Source organism: Streptomyces roseofulvus, from assembly GCF_039534915.1.
Taxonomy (GTDB): Bacteria; Actinomycetota; Actinomycetes; order Streptomycetales; family Streptomycetaceae; genus Streptomyces; species Streptomyces roseofulvus.
In genome coordinates, this window is sequence record NZ_BAAAWE010000001.1 from 5744649 (window position 1) to 5759083 (window position 14435).

Annotated in this window: 14 protein-coding genes; 12 read left to right on the forward strand and 2 right to left on the reverse strand. The window is 72.5% G+C overall.

Going from position 1 to position 14435, the window contains the following annotated elements; translation table 11 throughout:
- The first annotated feature begins 45 nt into the window (after window positions 1-45).
- From rsmD to mutM, 7 genes are all read left to right on the forward strand, one after another.
- Window positions 46-624 (forward strand): 16S rRNA (guanine(966)-N(2))-methyltransferase RsmD, encoded by a 579-nt coding sequence (gene rsmD, locus ABFY03_RS26680; protein ID WP_319007920.1) that lies wholly within the window; start codon window positions 46-48, stop codon window positions 622-624.
- A 26-nt stretch (window positions 625-650) separates the two neighbouring features.
- Entirely contained in the window at window positions 651-1130 is a 480-nt protein-coding gene (gene coaD, locus ABFY03_RS26685) for a pantetheine-phosphate adenylyltransferase (protein WP_319007934.1), read from the forward strand.
- Between the two features lie 110 nt (window positions 1131-1240).
- On the forward strand, window positions 1241-2278 hold the full coding sequence (locus tag ABFY03_RS26690) for a F0F1 ATP synthase subunit B (RefSeq protein WP_319007919.1): 1038 nt from the start codon (window positions 1241-1243) through the stop codon (window positions 2276-2278).
- A 177-nt stretch (window positions 2279-2455) separates the two neighbouring features.
- The gene (locus ABFY03_RS26695; RefSeq protein ID WP_319007918.1) at window positions 2456-3061 is read left to right on the forward strand and encodes a YceD family protein; all 606 of its coding nucleotides are present in this window, start codon (window positions 2456-2458) and stop codon (window positions 3059-3061) included.
- 2 nt (window positions 3062-3063) lie between these two features.
- Window positions 3064-3237 (forward strand): 50S ribosomal protein L32, encoded by a 174-nt coding sequence (gene rpmF, locus ABFY03_RS26700; protein WP_015036448.1) that lies wholly within the window; start codon window positions 3064-3066, stop codon window positions 3235-3237.
- 20 nt (window positions 3238-3257) lie between these two features.
- Window positions 3258-4052: a ribonuclease III gene (gene rnc, locus ABFY03_RS26705; protein ID WP_319007917.1), complete on the forward strand. Its 795-nt coding sequence runs from the start codon at window positions 3258-3260 to the stop codon at window positions 4050-4052.
- 152 nt (window positions 4053-4204) lie between these two features.
- Window positions 4205-5074 (forward strand): bifunctional DNA-formamidopyrimidine glycosylase/DNA-(apurinic or apyrimidinic site) lyase, encoded by an 870-nt coding sequence (gene mutM / locus ABFY03_RS26710; protein ID WP_319007916.1) that lies wholly within the window; start codon window positions 4205-4207, stop codon window positions 5072-5074.
- On the opposite strand, the gene ABFY03_RS26715 is transcribed toward mutM, so the two are convergent.
- Complete coding sequence (locus tag ABFY03_RS26715; protein WP_319007915.1) at window positions 5064-5447, reverse strand: winged helix-turn-helix transcriptional regulator; 384 nt, start codon at window positions 5445-5447, stop codon at window positions 5064-5066. The two genes, mutM and ABFY03_RS26715, sit on opposite strands and share 11 nt — an antisense overlap.
- A gap of 161 nt (window positions 5448-5608) precedes the next feature.
- On the opposite strand from ABFY03_RS26715, the gene ABFY03_RS26720 reads away from it, so the two are divergent.
- Complete coding sequence (locus tag ABFY03_RS26720) at window positions 5609-6964, forward strand: TerD family protein (RefSeq protein WP_346170993.1); 1356 nt, start codon at window positions 5609-5611, stop codon at window positions 6962-6964.
- A gap of 10 nt (window positions 6965-6974) precedes the next feature.
- Here ABFY03_RS26720 and ABFY03_RS26725 read toward each other — a convergent pair whose 3' ends face one another.
- Window positions 6975-7928, reverse strand: a complete 954-nt coding sequence (locus tag ABFY03_RS26725; protein ID WP_346170994.1) for a CAP domain-containing protein — start codon at window positions 7926-7928, stop codon at window positions 6975-6977.
- 202 nt (window positions 7929-8130) lie between these two features.
- Between ABFY03_RS26725 and ABFY03_RS26730 the strand changes: the two genes are divergently transcribed.
- From ABFY03_RS26730 to ABFY03_RS26745, 4 genes are all read left to right on the forward strand, one after another.
- Entirely contained in the window at window positions 8131-8412 is a 282-nt protein-coding gene (locus ABFY03_RS26730) for an acylphosphatase (protein ID WP_319007912.1), read from the forward strand.
- Between the two features lie 419 nt (window positions 8413-8831).
- Complete coding sequence (locus tag ABFY03_RS26735) at window positions 8832-9050, forward strand: hypothetical protein (RefSeq protein WP_031013946.1); 219 nt, start codon at window positions 8832-8834, stop codon at window positions 9048-9050.
- 176 nt (window positions 9051-9226) lie between these two features.
- Window positions 9227-12793, forward strand: a complete 3567-nt coding sequence (gene smc, locus ABFY03_RS26740) for a chromosome segregation protein SMC (RefSeq protein WP_346170995.1) — start codon at window positions 9227-9229, stop codon at window positions 12791-12793.
- Window positions 12794-12996: 203 nt separating this feature from the next.
- Window positions 12997-14430, forward strand: a complete 1434-nt coding sequence (locus ABFY03_RS26745; protein WP_319007910.1) for a sugar porter family MFS transporter — start codon at window positions 12997-12999, stop codon at window positions 14428-14430.
- The last annotated feature ends 5 nt before the right edge of the window (window positions 14431-14435 follow it).

Consider the following 14435-nt stretch of genomic DNA (forward strand, 5'->3'; position numbering starts at 1 on the left):
ATATCCTGAGACGTACGCACTGGACGACTCAGGACGAGGACACCGATGACCCGCGTGATCGCCGGCACCGCCGGCGGACGGCGCCTGGCCGTGCCCCCGGGCAACGGCACCCGCCCCACCTCCGACCGGGCGCGCGAGGGCCTCTTCTCCACCTGGGAGGCGCTCTTCGGCATCGAGGGCGCCCGGGTCGCCGACCTGTACGCCGGCTCCGGCGCCGTGGGCCTGGAGGCGCTCTCCCGCGGCGCCGCCCACGCCCTGCTCGTCGAGGCCGACGCCCGGGCCGCCCGCACCGTCCGCGAGAACGTGCGCGCGCTCGGCCTGCCCGGCGCCGAGGCCCGCACCGGCAAGGCCGAGCAGGTCGTCACCGGACCGGCCCCGGCAGAGCCGTACGACCTGGTCTTCCTCGACCCGCCCTACGCCGTCCCGGACGAGGAGCTGCGCGAGATCCTCCTCACACTGCGCGCGGGGGGCTGGCTGAGCGAGGATGCCGTCGTCACCGTGGAGCGCGCCACGCGGGGCGGGGAGTTCGGCTGGCCGGACGGCTTCGAGGCCCTGCGCTCCCGCCGCTACGGTGAGGGAACGTTCTGGTACGGCCGCGTCACGGCCGGCGAGGACCACCGATGACCGCACCGGAGAGCGAGGAAGACACGATGCGCCGCGCCGTCTGCCCGGGGTCCTTCGACCCCATCACCAACGGACACCTCGACATCATCGCCCGCGCCTCGAAGCTGTACGACGTCGTGCACGTCGCGGTGATGATCAACCAGTCCAAGAAGGGCCTGTTCTCGGTCGAGGAGCGGATCGAGCTGATCCGCGAGGTCACCGCCGACTTCGGCAACGTCGAGGTGGAGTCCTTCCAGGGCCTGCTCGTCGACTTCTGCAAGCAGCGCGACATCCCCGCCATCGTCAAGGGCCTGCGCGCGGTCAGCGACTTCGACTACGAGCTGCAGATGGCCCAGATGAACAACGGCCTGTCGGGCGTCGAGACGCTCTTCGTGCCCACCAACCCCACCTACAGCTTCCTGTCGTCGTCCCTGGTCAAGGAGGTCGCGGCCTGGGGCGGCGACGTCTCCCACCTGGTGCCCCCCGCGGTCCTCGGCCGGCTCACCGAGCGGCTCGGGCGGAAGTGACGCGCGGCCACCGCCGCTGACGCTCCGTCACCTGGTGTCGGACGGGCCACGACTGCCCTTACAGTCGTCCCGTCCGTCTCCATCCAGCTGTAGAGAGTGGCGAGCACCCGGTGGACGTGCAGAAGAAGCTCGACGAGATCGTCGCGACCGTACAGAACGCCCGCTCGATGCCCATGTCGGCCTCCTGCGTGGTCAACCGCGCCGAGCTGCTCGCCCTCCTCGACGAGGTGCGGGGCGCCCTGCCGAACTCCCTCGCCCAGGCCCAGGAGCTGATCGGCGGGCGGGAGCAGATGGTCGAGCAGGCCCGCCAGGAGGCCGAGCGGATCATCGAGGCCGCGCACGCCGAGCGCGGCACGATCGTCTCCGACACCCAGATCGCCCGGCAGTCCCAGGAGGAGGCCGACCGGATCCTCTCCGAGGCCCGCCGCGAGGCCGAGGAGATCCGCGCCGAGGCCGACGAGTACGTCGACTCCAAGCTCGCCAACTTCGAGGTCGTCCTCAACAAGACCATCGGCGCCGTCGACCGCGGCCGCGAGAAGCTCCTCGGCCGCGGCCCGGGCCTGGACGAGCACGGCTACGCCGACGAGGACGCCCCCGAGTACAGCGCCGACCCGCAGACGCTGATCGGGCGCGCCGACGAGTACGTGGACGCCAAGCTGGGCGCCTTCGAGGCGGTCCTCTCCAAGACCCTGGAGGCCGTCGGCCGCGGCCGGCAGAAGCTGCACGGCCGGATCGCCACCGACGCCCTCGGCGAGCACATGGCCGCCCAGGACGGCCTCGGCCACTCCGTGCACACCAGCGACGCCGACTACCTCGCCGGACTGGCCGAGCTCGCCGACCCGGAGCCGGCCGCCGCCCCCGCGCCCGCGCCGGTCGCCGCGCAGATCCCGGCGCAGCACGAGCCCGACCCGTACGCCTACCAGCAGCAGCCCCAGCAGGTGGACCCGTACGGCTACCCGCAGCAGGACCCGTACGCGTACCAGCAGCCCCAGCAGGTCGACGCGTACGGCTACCCGCAGCAGGACCCCTACGCCTACCAGCAGCAGCCCCAGGTCCAGCAGCAGCCGGCCGCGCTCGACGAGACCAGCTTCTTCGACACGAGCATGATCGACCTGGAGCAGCTGCGCCGGTACGAGCAGGGCCAGTAGCCGGCCGAGGGGCCGGATTGGGCCCTGGGCGAAGCGTCCAGTATCCTAGCTCTTCGGTCGCGTGTATGCCCGCGATCCGGGCTGCCCGCGAGCGGCAGCCCCCGTGAAACTTGCGACGCGAACGATCCGAAAGCAGGAAGAGCCCTGAGCACGCGCCTCGACCACCGCAACCCCCTCGTGTTCGACACGCACGAGCTGGGGCGGCGTCCCGGTGCCCTCCAGCGGATCTCCCGCACGGTCGACGCGCCCGCCGACCTCGGCGTCGCGGGAGTCGTCGGAGTGCCCGAGGGCGCTCCGGTGGAGATCGAGCTCCGACTCGAGTCGGTCATGGAAGGGGTGCTTGTCACAGGCACCGCCCGTGCATCGGCCGAGGGGGAGTGCGTAAGGTGTCTGGAGCCCGTCGAGCTGGAGCTCGACGCGGACTTCCAGGAGATGTTCTCGTACCCCGACTCCGACGACCGGGGCCGCGCCAAGGCGGCCTCGGACGACGAGGACGACGAAGACGAGGACATGATCCCCCTCGAGGACGGCATGTTCGACCTCGAACCCGTGCTGCGTGACGCAGTGGTACTCGCGCTGCCCATGCAGCCGGTGTGCCGGGAGGACTGTGCGGGTCTGTGTTCCGAATGCGGAATCAACCTGAACGACGACCCGGACCACCACCACGACGCCACCGACATCCGTTGGGCGGCACTGCAGGAACTCGCCGGTTCGCTGGGAGCCGACGAGAAGGACAACATGAGCGACGCCGCTACCGGTGTCGACGAGAAGCAGGAGAAGTAGCCGTGGCTGTTCCGAAGCGGAAGATGTCGCGCAGCAACACGCGCCACCGCCGGTCGCAGTGGAAGGCTGCGGTCCCCACCCTGGTTTCGTGTGAGCGTTGCCAGGAGCCGAAGCTGCAGCACATCGCGTGCCCGAGCTGCGGCACCTACAACAAGCGCCAGGTCCTCTCGGTCTGAGCGGGCTGGTGAGAGGCACGATGTCTGACAACATCAACAACGCCTCGTCCCACACGCTTCTGGAAGGGCGGCTCGGGTATCACCTCGAGTCCGCCCTTCTGGTGCGTGCGCTGACCCACCGCTCGTACGCGTACGAGAACGGCGGTCTGCCCACCAACGAGCGGCTGGAGTTCCTCGGGGACTCCGTGCTCGGCCTGGTGGTCACCGACACCCTCTACCGCACGCACCCCGATCTGCCCGAGGGCCAGCTGGCCAAGCTCCGGGCCGCGGTGGTCAACTCGCGTGCGCTGGCGGACGTCGGGCGCGGTCTCGACCTGGGCTCCTTCATCCGGCTCGGCCGGGGCGAAGAGGGCACGGGCGGCCGGGACAAGGCATCCATCCTCGCCGACACCCTCGAAGCGGTGATCGGCGCGGTCTATCTCGACCAGGGTCTCGACGCGGCCTCCGAGCTGGTGCACCGGCTCTTCGACCCGCTGATCGAGAAGTCCTCCAACCTCGGTGCCGGACTGGACTGGAAGACCAGCCTCCAGGAGCTCACCGCGGCCGAGGGTCTCGGCGTGCCGGAGTACCTCGTCTCCGAGGAGGGCCCCGACCACGAGAAGACCTTCACTGCTGCCGCCCGCGTCGGTGGTGTCTCGTACGGCACCGGCACCGGCCGCAGCAAGAAGGAGGCGGAGCAGCAGGCCGCCGAGTCCGCGTGGCGCGCGATCCGCGCGGCCGCGGACGAGCGGGTGGCGGCGGCCAAGGCCGCGGCCGAGGCCGGCACGACCGGCGAGCAGGAGCGGAAGGACGGGGCCGCACCGGCCACCGCCTGACCGTCGTCCCGCGACCGCCCGCACCCTTCAGCGGAGTCTTCCCGCCCGCCCCCGCCAGGGGCGGGCGGAGCCGTTTCCGGAGGCCGCCGGGCCTGTCCGTCCCTGGCGGTAGGCTGCGAGGACCACCACCCGTACCCCTCCGGAGGAGTCCCGTGCCCGAGCTGCCCGAGGTCGAGGTCGTCCGGCGCGGACTGGAGCGCTGGGTCGCCGGCCGGACCGTGGCCGGCGTCGAGGTGCTGCACCCCCGGGCCGTACGGCGCCATCCGGCCGGCGGCGCCGACTTCGCCGCCCGGCTCACCGGACAGCGCTTCGCACCGGCCCGGCGCCGGGGCAAGTACCTGTGGGTGCCGCTCGCCGGCACCGGCACCTCCGTCCTCGGCCACCTCGGGATGAGCGGCCAGCTGCTGGTGCAGCCGGAGACCGCCCCGGACGAGAAGCACCTGCGCATCCGGATCCGTTTCGACGATGCCGCCGGCACGGAGCTCCGCTTCGTCGACCAGCGCACCTTCGGCGGACTCTCGCTGCACGACACGGCCCCCGACAGCGCCGACGGGCTGCCCGACGTCATCGGGCACATCGCCCGCGACCCGCTGGACCCCGCCTTCGACGACGCCGCCTTCCAGGCCGCGCTCCGGCTGCGCCGCACCACGATCAAGCGGGCGCTCCTCGACCAGTCGCTGATCAGCGGCGTCGGCAACATCTACGCCGACGAGGCGCTGTGGCGGGCGAGGCTGCACTACGACCGGCCGACCGCCACCCTCACCCGCCCGCGCTCGGCCGAACTCCTCGGCCACGTCCGCGACGTGATGAACGCGGCGCTGGCCGCCGGCGGCACCAGCTTCGACAGCCTCTACGTGAACGTCAACGGCGAGTCCGGCTACTTCGACCGCTCGCTCGACGCGTACGGGCGGGAGGACGAGCCCTGCCGCCGCTGCGGCACGCCGATGCGCCGCCGCGCCTGGATGAACCGCTCCAGCTACTTCTGCCCGCGCTGCCAGCGCCCGCCCCGCGTCAGTCCGTGACGGCGGCGCGCCCGGAGTCGTACGCCTCGCGGGCCGCGACGACCTCCGGCATCCGGCTCTCGACCAGGCTGATCAGCCCGACGAGCCGCTCGGCGACATCGCGCCCGAGCGGGGTGAGCCGGTAGTCGACCCGGGGCGGGTTGACCGGCTGCGCCTCCCGGTGCACCAGGCCGTCCCGCTCCAGCGCGTGCAGCGTCTGGGCCAGCATCTTCTCGCTGACGCCGTCGACCCGCCGCCGCAGTTCGTTGAAGCGGAAGGACCCCTCGTACAGGGCGCCGAGGGTGAGGCCGCCCCACCGGCCCGTGATGTGCTCCAGCGTCACCCGCGAGGCACAGCCCCGCGCGAACACGTCGAAGGCGAGATCGTCGGTCATGCCTCTCACGGTACGCGCGCCGCCCACTCACCACCAGACCGCGCTTTCGAAAAGTGAGCGAGCGGGGGGAGGGGGTGCTCGGGTCGAACAGGAAATCGGTGTTCGCCGTACGGGGAGGGGCCGGGTCCTTCACGATGTACGCACATCCTGAGAGGCCCACCATGACGACCACCGCCACCGCCACGCTCGCCAAGGGCGGCAACGCCCCGCTGACCGGCACCCACTGCCGCACCACGCTGACCTCGGCCGGGACCGCCATCGACGTCTCCGCCGTGCTGCTCGGCGCGGACGGCCGGGTGCGCAGCGACGACGACCTCGTCTTCTACAACCACCCGTCGCAGGACGGGGTGACGCTGTCGGAGCGGACGATCACCGTGGACCTGGCGGCGGTCCCGGCCGGTGTCGACCGCGTCGCGATCGTCGCCAGCGTCGACCCGGAGGCGCCGACGGCCCGCTTCGACGGGGGGTCGACCCCGCACGCGCTGGTGGAGTGCGGGAACGACCGGTTCTCCTTCGCGCCGCCGCCCTTCGAGCGCGGGGAGACGGTGGCCGTCCTGGTCGAGCTCTACCGGCGGGCGGGCGGCTGGAAGGCGCGGGCGGTGGGGCAGGGCTGGGACACCGGGCTCGCGGGCCTGGCCACGGACTTCGGCATCGAGGTGGGGGAGGACGCCGCGTCGCCGCCGGAGCCGCCGGCACCCGTGCCCGTACCCCCGCCGGCATCCGTGCCCGTACCCCCGCCGGCCTTCGCGCCGCCGCCGGCGCCGACCGGGTCGGTGTCCTTCGCGCCGCCGCCGGCGCCGACCGGGTCGGTCTCGTTCGCGCCTCCGCCTGCTCCCGCAGGCGCCGTGGCCTTCGCGCCACCGGCGGCTCCCGCCGTCCCCCTGAGCAAGGCTCCGCTGGGGAAGGTGACGCTGACCAAGGACGGGCACGCGACGATCGACATGCGCAAGGACGAGCCGGGACTCGTCGTGACCGCCACGCTCGAGTGGAACGGCGGGAGCGAGGAGCGCCAGGAGGCCGGCGCGGACCTCGACCTGTACGCCCTCTACGTCCCCGGGCCCCGCGTCACCCCGCCCGGCACGCGGGCGAAGAAGTCGGACGACGCCGTCTACTACCGGGGTCTCGGCTCGGTCTCCGGCCCGCCGTACATCGCCCTGGACGGCGATGCCCGCGCCCCGGGACGCGAGACCGTGACGATCCACCGTCCCGACCAGCAGGGGTACGTCCTCGTCTGCGCCTACAGCGCGGTGGAGAACGGCACCGGCTCCTTCCGGTCCTTCGGCGCGCGGGCGGTGGTCACCGACGGCCGGGGCTCGACCGTGGAGGTGCCGCTCTTCCACGACTGCGAGTTGTCCTACTGGGTCGCCATCGCCCTGATCGACTTCACCGTCCCGGAAGGCGCGCTGATCCGGCACGTCGAGCAGTACTCCGAGGAGCACGAGGAGGCCCGCCCGGCCCTCTACTCCGACGGCACCTTCAAGATGGGCGCCGGGAGGACCGAGTTCAAGACCCTGTGAGCCCCGGGGATCAGTAGCCGAAGTCCTGGGTCCACCACGGACCGCCGTCGGCGAAGTGGACGCCCACGCCGAGGGTGGTGAAGTCGCAGTTCAGGATGTTGGCGCGGTGGCCGTCGCTGTTCATCCAGGAGACCATCGCCGCGGTCGCGTCGACCTGGCCGCGCGCGATGTTCTCGCCGCCGAGGTTCGTGATGCCGGCCGCCTGGGCGCGGGACCACGGGGTGGCGCCGTCGGGGTCGGTGTGGTCGAAGAAGCCGCGGTTCGCCATGTCGGCGCTGAACGCGCCGGCCAGCCGGGCGAGACCGTCCGACGGCTGGAGCGGGGAGCAGCCGACCTTGCCGCGCTCGACGTTCACCAGGCGCAGCACCTCGGCCTCGGCCGCGTCCGCGCGGTCGGCGGTGGAGCCCGCCGCCGTCGCCGTCTCCTCGACCGGGGCCTCCGTGGTGGGGGCGGGCTTCGGGGTCGCGGCCCGCGTGGTGGCCGGGGTCTTCGACGGCTCCGGCTTCGGCTTCGGCTTCGCCTGGGTGGTGGCGGGCGCGGGGGCCGCGGTGCGCGTCTTCGACGGCGTGGGGGAGGGGCTCGCGGTCTTCGTGGCGGTCGGCGTGGGCTCCGGCTTCGGGGTGGCCGTGGTCTTCCGGGGCGCCGGCGCGCTCGTGCGCGGTCCGGCCGACGTGTCCGCCGGGGTGCGGGTCGCCCCGCCCTGGGTGGTCAGCTCCGGGTTCTGCCGGGTCTCCGCGGTGGTCGGCCGGCTGCTGCCGACGCTGCCGGCGGTGAGGGTCTCCCCGCCGGGGAGGAGGCCGGTGGCGACCACGGCGGCGCCGACGGCGACCGCCGCCGAGGCGCCGATCAGTCCGTTGCGGACGGGGTGGCGCCGCCGGCGGCGCGGCCCCCCCTGACCGCGGTCGGTGCCGGTCGCGTAGTCTGCCTCGGCGGGCGCGGCGCCGGAGCGACGGTGGCGTCCCATCTGCCCTGCCTCCCTGAGCTGGCTGTCTTTGCTGGATCTTTGCGGCCTTTGCTTTCGGCATGGATCGGTACGGAGCGTGACGCTGCGTACGGATGGCCGAAAGGGGTGCACCCGTGTGGGTGAGGCGCATTCCGTCGGACTGTACGCCATGGGAAGCCGCCGCGACGTGCTCTTCGGGCAATCCGCCCGCTAGCGTGCAGCCATGAGCGACGACGTACGGATGACCGCCTGGGTGCGCGGGCGAGTACAGGGAGTGGGCTTCCGCTGGTTCACCAGGGCAAACGCCCTGGAGATCGGTGACCTCAGGGGCTTCGCCCTGAACCTCGACGACGGCCGGGTACAGGTGGTCGCCGAGGGCCCGAGTGACAATTGCCACCGTCTTCTCGACTGGCTGCGGTCCGATGACACGCCCGGCCGCGTGGACGGCGTCACCGAGATATGGGGCACCCCCCGCGGCGGCTACGACGGCTTCGCCATCCGCTGACCCCCGTCCCCGGAGCCTCCGCCGGCCCTCCCTCCCGACACCCCTCGCGGGCACCGGAGCGAGGGCCGGTTTCGCGTGGATGAACGGCGGTGATCAGGGGAAGCGCCTGGTGGTTGCCAAGTTTCGACAGGCGTGCAAGGCTTCCCGGGTAAGGATGATCGCCACGCCCCGGGGCAACGGGTCGAGAGGCGCCGCCGCCTGCGACGCGGCCGCGAACTCCCCGTCTGCCGGGCCGTCCGGCGCGTGATCGTGTTGACCGTCAAACTTTTTGGTGAGACTCTGGAAGCCCCGCGCACCTTAGCTGTGTGGCAGTAGAACACCGGCACGACTCAGGTACTGCCGAGCACCGCGGGTGCGAATCCATCCCTCACGACCCACACCGCAATCGGTCGGTCACTCAGTGTGGAGGACCACTCATCATGGCAAAGGCGCTTCTCGGTTACGTCGGCGGCTCCGACCCGCGACTCCTCGCCGAGATGCGACGGCTCCAGCAGCGCGTCCAGGACCTGGAATCCGAGCTCGTACGGATCCAGACCGAGAACGACGCGCTCAGCGCTGCCGCCGCTCAGCACCAGGGCGAGACGCTGCTCGACCGCATCGACCTCGACGTACCCCAGGCAGAGCCCGCGCTCACCTGACACCCGGCCCCGAGGGCTTCAGGTGAGAACAGCTGAATAGGCAAGGGGCGCTTCGGCGTCCCTTCTTTTCTTCCCCACGTCATCGTCTCTTCCCCCCGTGTCCCACCCCTCCTCACCCGAGGGTCTGCCCTGCGCGATCACGGGCGAAACGCGACACCCCGGGTAGAGTCCCGGGGGTGCACCTCAAGGCCCTGACGCTCCGCGGATTCAAGTCGTTCGCCTCCGCCACCACGCTGAGGTTCGAACCCGGAATCACCTGTGTCGTCGGCCCCAACGGCTCCGGCAAGTCCAACGTCGTCGACGCGCTCTCCTGGGTCATGGGCGAACAGGGAGCCAAGTCGCTGCGCGGCGGCAAGATGGAGGACGTCATCTTCGCCGGCACCACCGGGCGGCCGCCGCTCGGCCGCGCCGAGGTCTCGCTCACCATCGACAACTCCGACGGCGCCCTGCCGATCGACTACGCCGAGGTGACGATCACCCGGATCATGTTCCGGGGCGGCAGCAGCGAGTACCAGATCAACGGCGACACCTGCCGGCTCCTCGACATCCAGGACCTCCTCTCCGACTCCGGCATCGGCCGCGAGATGCACGTCATCGTCGGCCAGGGACAGCTCGACTCGGTGCTGCACGCCGATCCCATGGGCCGCCGCGCCTTCATCGAGGAGGCCGCCGGCGTCCTCAAGCACCGCAAGCGCAAGGAGAAGGCGCTGCGGAAGCTCGACGCGATGCAAGCCAACCTCGCCCGCGTCCAGGACCTCAACGACGAACTGCGCCGCCAGCTCAAACCGCTCGGCCGGCAGGCCGCCGTCGCCCGTCGCGCCGTCGTCATCCAGGCCGACCTGCGCGACGCCCGCCTCCGCCTCCTCGCCGACGACCTCGTCCGCCTCCAGCGCGCCCTGCACACCGAACTCGCCGACGAGGCCGCCCTGCTGGCCCGCAAGGAGACCACCGAGGAGGAGCTGCGCGCCGCCCTCGCCCACGAGTCCGCGCTGGAGGCCGAGGTCCGCGCCCTCGCGCCGCGCCTGGAACGCGCCGAGCAGAACTGGTACGCCCTCTCCCAGCTCGCCGAACGGGTCCGCGGCACGATCTCCCTCGCCGACGCGCGCGTGAAGAGCGCCACCGCCGCCCCCGCCGAGGAGCGCCGCGGCCGCGACCCCGAGGACCTGGAGCGCGAGGCCGCCCGCATCCGCGAACAGGAGGCCGAACTCGCGGCCGCCCTGGAGGCCGCCGAGCGGGCCCTGGAGGACACCGTCACCCACCGCGCCGAGCTCGAACGGGCCCTCACCGCCGAGGAACGGCGCCTCAAGGACGCCGCCCGCGCCCTCGCCGACCGCCGCGAGGGCCTCGCCCGGCTGCACGGCCAGGCCAACGCCGCCCGCTCCCGCGCCGCCTCCGCCCAGGCCGAGATCGACCGGCTCACCGCCGCCCGCGACGAGGCAGCCGACCGGGCCGTCGCCGCCCAGGAGGAGTACGAGCAGCTCAAGGCCGAGGTCGACGACCTCGACGCCGCCGACGCCGCGCACGGCGAGCGGTACGAGGAGGCCCGCCGCGCCCTCGCCGACGCGGAGGCCGCGCTCGGCTCCGCCCGTGAGACGGCCGCCGACGCCGAGCGCCGCCGGGCCGCCACCCGCGCCCGGCACGACACCCTCGCGCTCGGACTGCGCCGCAAGGACGGCACCGGCGCCCTCCTCGCCGCCGGCCTCGGCGGCATCCTCGGCCCCGCCGCCGAACTCCTCACCGTCACACCCGGGTACGAGGTCCCCGTCGCCGCCGCGCTCGGCGCCGCCGCCGACGCCCTCGCCGCCGACGGGCCCACCGCCGCCGTCGAGGCCCTCCGCCTCCTCCGCAAGCAGGACGCCGGCCGCGCCACCCTGCTCCTGACGACGGCCGAGCCGTCCACGACCCCGCTGCCCCCGGGCACCGTGCCCGCCGCCGGACTCGTCTCCGGCCCCGCCGGCCTGCTGGCCTCCGTCCGGCGGCTGCTCGACGGGATCGCCGTCGTCGACGGCCTCGACGAGGCCCGCGACCTCGTCCGCGCCCACCCCGGACTCACCGCCGTCACCGCCGACGGCGACCTCCTCGGCGCCCACTGGGCGCAGGGCGGCTCGGCCGGCGCGCCCAGCCTCCTCGAAGTGCAGGCCCAGGTCGACGAGGCCGCCGCCGAACTCGCCGAACTCGGCGTCCGCTGCGAGGAGTCGGCCCGCGCCGAGGAGCAGGCCGCCGAGCACCGCCGGGCCTGCGCCGCCCGCGTCGAGGAGCTCGACGCCCTCCGGCGTACCGCCGAGAAGGAGAAGGCGTCCGTCGCCCAGGCCCTCGGCCGGCTCGCCGGCCAGGCCAGGGGAGCGGCCGGCGAGGCCGAGCGGACCGCCGCCGCCGTCGCCCGCGCCCAGGAGGCCCTGGAGCGCGCCGGCGCCGAGGCCGAGGAGCTGGCCGAACGGCTGCTCGCCGCCGAGGAGACGCCGGCCGAGGAGGAACCCGACACCTCCGTCCGCGACCGCCTCGCCATCGACGGGTCCAACGCCCGCCAGACCGAGATGGAGGCCCGCCTCCAGGTCCGCACCCACGAGGAGCGGGTCAAGGGCCTGGCCGGCCGGGCCGACTCCCTCGACCGGGCCGCCCGCGCCGAACGGGACGCACGCGCGCGTGCCGAGCAGCGCCGCGCCCGGCTCCGCCACGAGGCCCGCGTCGCGGGTGCGGTCGCCGCCGGGGCCCGTACCCTCCTCGCCCACGTCGAGGTCTCGCTGGACCGGGCCGCGCACGAGCGCGCCGCGGCCACCGCCGCCCGCGCCGACCGCGAGCAGGGCCTCGCCGCCGCCCGCGCCCGCGGCCGCGAGCTCAAGACCGAGCTCGACAAGCTCACCGACTCCGTCCACCGCGGCGAGGTCCTGGGCGCCGAGAAGCGGCTGCGGATCGAGCAGCTGGAGGCCAAGGCGCTGGAGGAGTTCGGCGTCGAGCCGGGCGCCCTCACCGCCGAGTACGGCCCCGACCAGCCCGTCCCGCCCTCGCCCCCCGCCGAGGGCGAGACCCTCCCGGACACTACGTCCGACAGCGGCTCCGCCGCGGGCGCCGACCCCCGCGACCAGCCCCGCCCGTTCATCCGTTCGGAGCAGGAGAAGCGGCTGAAGGCGGCCGAGCGCGCCTTCCAGCAGCTCGGCAAGGTCAACCCGCTGGCCCTGGAGGAGTTCGCGGCCCTGGAGGAGCGGCACCGCTTCCTCTCCGAGCAGCTGGAGGACCTGAAGAAGACCCGCGCCGACCTGCTTCAGGTCGTGAAGGAGGTCGACCAGCGGGTCGAGCAGGTCTTCACCGAGGCGTACCGGGACACCGCCCGCGAGTTCGAGGGCGTCTTCTCCCGCCTCTTCCCCGGCGGCGAGGGCCGGCTGGTGCTCACCGACCCCGACAACATGCTCACCACCGGCGTCGAGGTGGAGGCCCGCCCGCCCGGCAAGAAGGTCAAACGGCTCTCGCTGCTCTCCGGCGGCGAGCGCTCGCTGACCGCCGTGGCCCTGCTGGTCTCGATCTTCAAGGCCCGGCCGAGCCCCTTCTACGTCATGGACGAGGTCGAGGCGGCGCTCGACGACACCAACCTCCAGCGCCTGATCCGGATCATGCGGGAGCTGCAGGAGTCCTCGCAGCTGATCGTGATCACCCACCAGAAGCGGACGATGGAGGTCGCGGACGCGCTGTACGGGGTCTCGATGCAGGGCGACGGCGTCTCCAAGGTGATCAGCCAGCGGCTCCGCTGAGTCCTCCCTCGGCTTCACTTCTTCAAGCAATGAAGATCACTGAGTCTCATGCTGGGTAAAAGTCATATGACATCGCCTATTGACTTCAAAACTTGAAGGCATAGTCTCTGCAACGTTGCTTTTACCTTCATGTGGTGGGCGGCGCGAAGGTGTGCGCCACTGGAAGCCACGTGCAAGGGCTGTTCCCGTACCGAGGAGTCCATGTGACCGACACCGCGCAGGCCCCGACGCCGCCGCCTTCCGAAGGAAGGGCGGCGCATCCGGACCACCTCGGCCACGTCATCTTCATCACCGCCTCCGCGGCCATGGGCGGCTTCCTCTTCGGCTACGACAGCTCCGTCATCAACGGCGCCGTCGAAGCCATCCGCGACCGCTACGACATCGGCTCCGGCACCCTCGCGCAGGTCATCGCCATCGCCCTGATCGGCTGCGCCATCGGCGCCGCCACCGCCGGCCGGATCGCCGACCGCATCGGCCGCATCCGCTGCATGCAGATCTCCGCGGTGCTCTTCGCCGTCAGCGCCGTGGGCTCCGCGCTGCCCTTCGCCCTCTGGGACCTGGCCCTCTGGCGGATCATCGGCGGATTCGCCATCGGCATGGCCTCCGTCATCGGCCCCGCCTACATCGCCGAGGTCGCCCCCGCCGCCTACCGCGGCCGCCTCGGCTCCTTCCAGCAGGCCGCCATCGTCATCGGCATCGCCATCTCCCAGCTGGTCAACTACGGCATCCTCCAGCTCGCCGACGGCGACCAGCGCGGCGAGATCGGCGGCCTGGAGGCATGGCAGTGGATGCTCGGCGTGATGGTCGTCCCCGCCGTCCTCTACGGCATGCTCTCCTTCGCGATCCCCGAGTCCCCCCGCTTCCTCATCTCCGTCGGGAAGGTCGCCCGGGCCAAGGAGGTGCTCGCCGAGGTCGAGGGCCACGGCGTCGACCTCGACCACCGCGTCGCCGAGATCGACCGGGCCATGCGCAGCGAGCACAAGTCCACCTTCAAGGACCTGCTGGCCGCCGGCAGCCGGTTCCGCCTCCTCCCCATCGTCTGGGTCGGCATCGGACTCTCCGTCTTCCAGCAGCTCGTCGGCATCAACGTCGCCTTCTACTACTCCGCGACCCTGTGGCAGTCGGTCGGCATCGACCCCTCCAGCTCGTTCTTCTACTCGTTCACCACGTCGATCATCAACATCATCGGCACCGTGATCGCGATGGTCCTGGTCGACCGGGTCGGCCGCCGCCCGCTCGCCCTCGTCGGCTCCGCCGGCATGGCGATCGCCCTCGCCTTCGAGGCCTGGGCCTTCTCCGCCGACCTCGTCGACGGCAAGCTCCCCGAGACCCAGGGCGTCGTCGCCCTCGTCGCCGCCCACGTCTTCGTGCTCTTCTTCGCCCTCTCCTGGGGCGTGGTGGTCTGGGTCTTCCTCGGCGAGATGTTCCCCAACCGGATCCGCGCCGCCGCCCTCGGCGTCGCCGCCTCCGCCCAGTGGATCGCCAACTGGGCCATCACCGCCAGCTTCCCGTCCCTCGCGGACTGGAACCTCTCCGGCACCTACATCATCTACACGGTCTTCGCCGTGCTCTCGATCCCCTTCGTGCTCCGGTACGTCAAGGAGACGAAGGGCAAGGCGTTGGAGGAGATGGGCTAATCCCC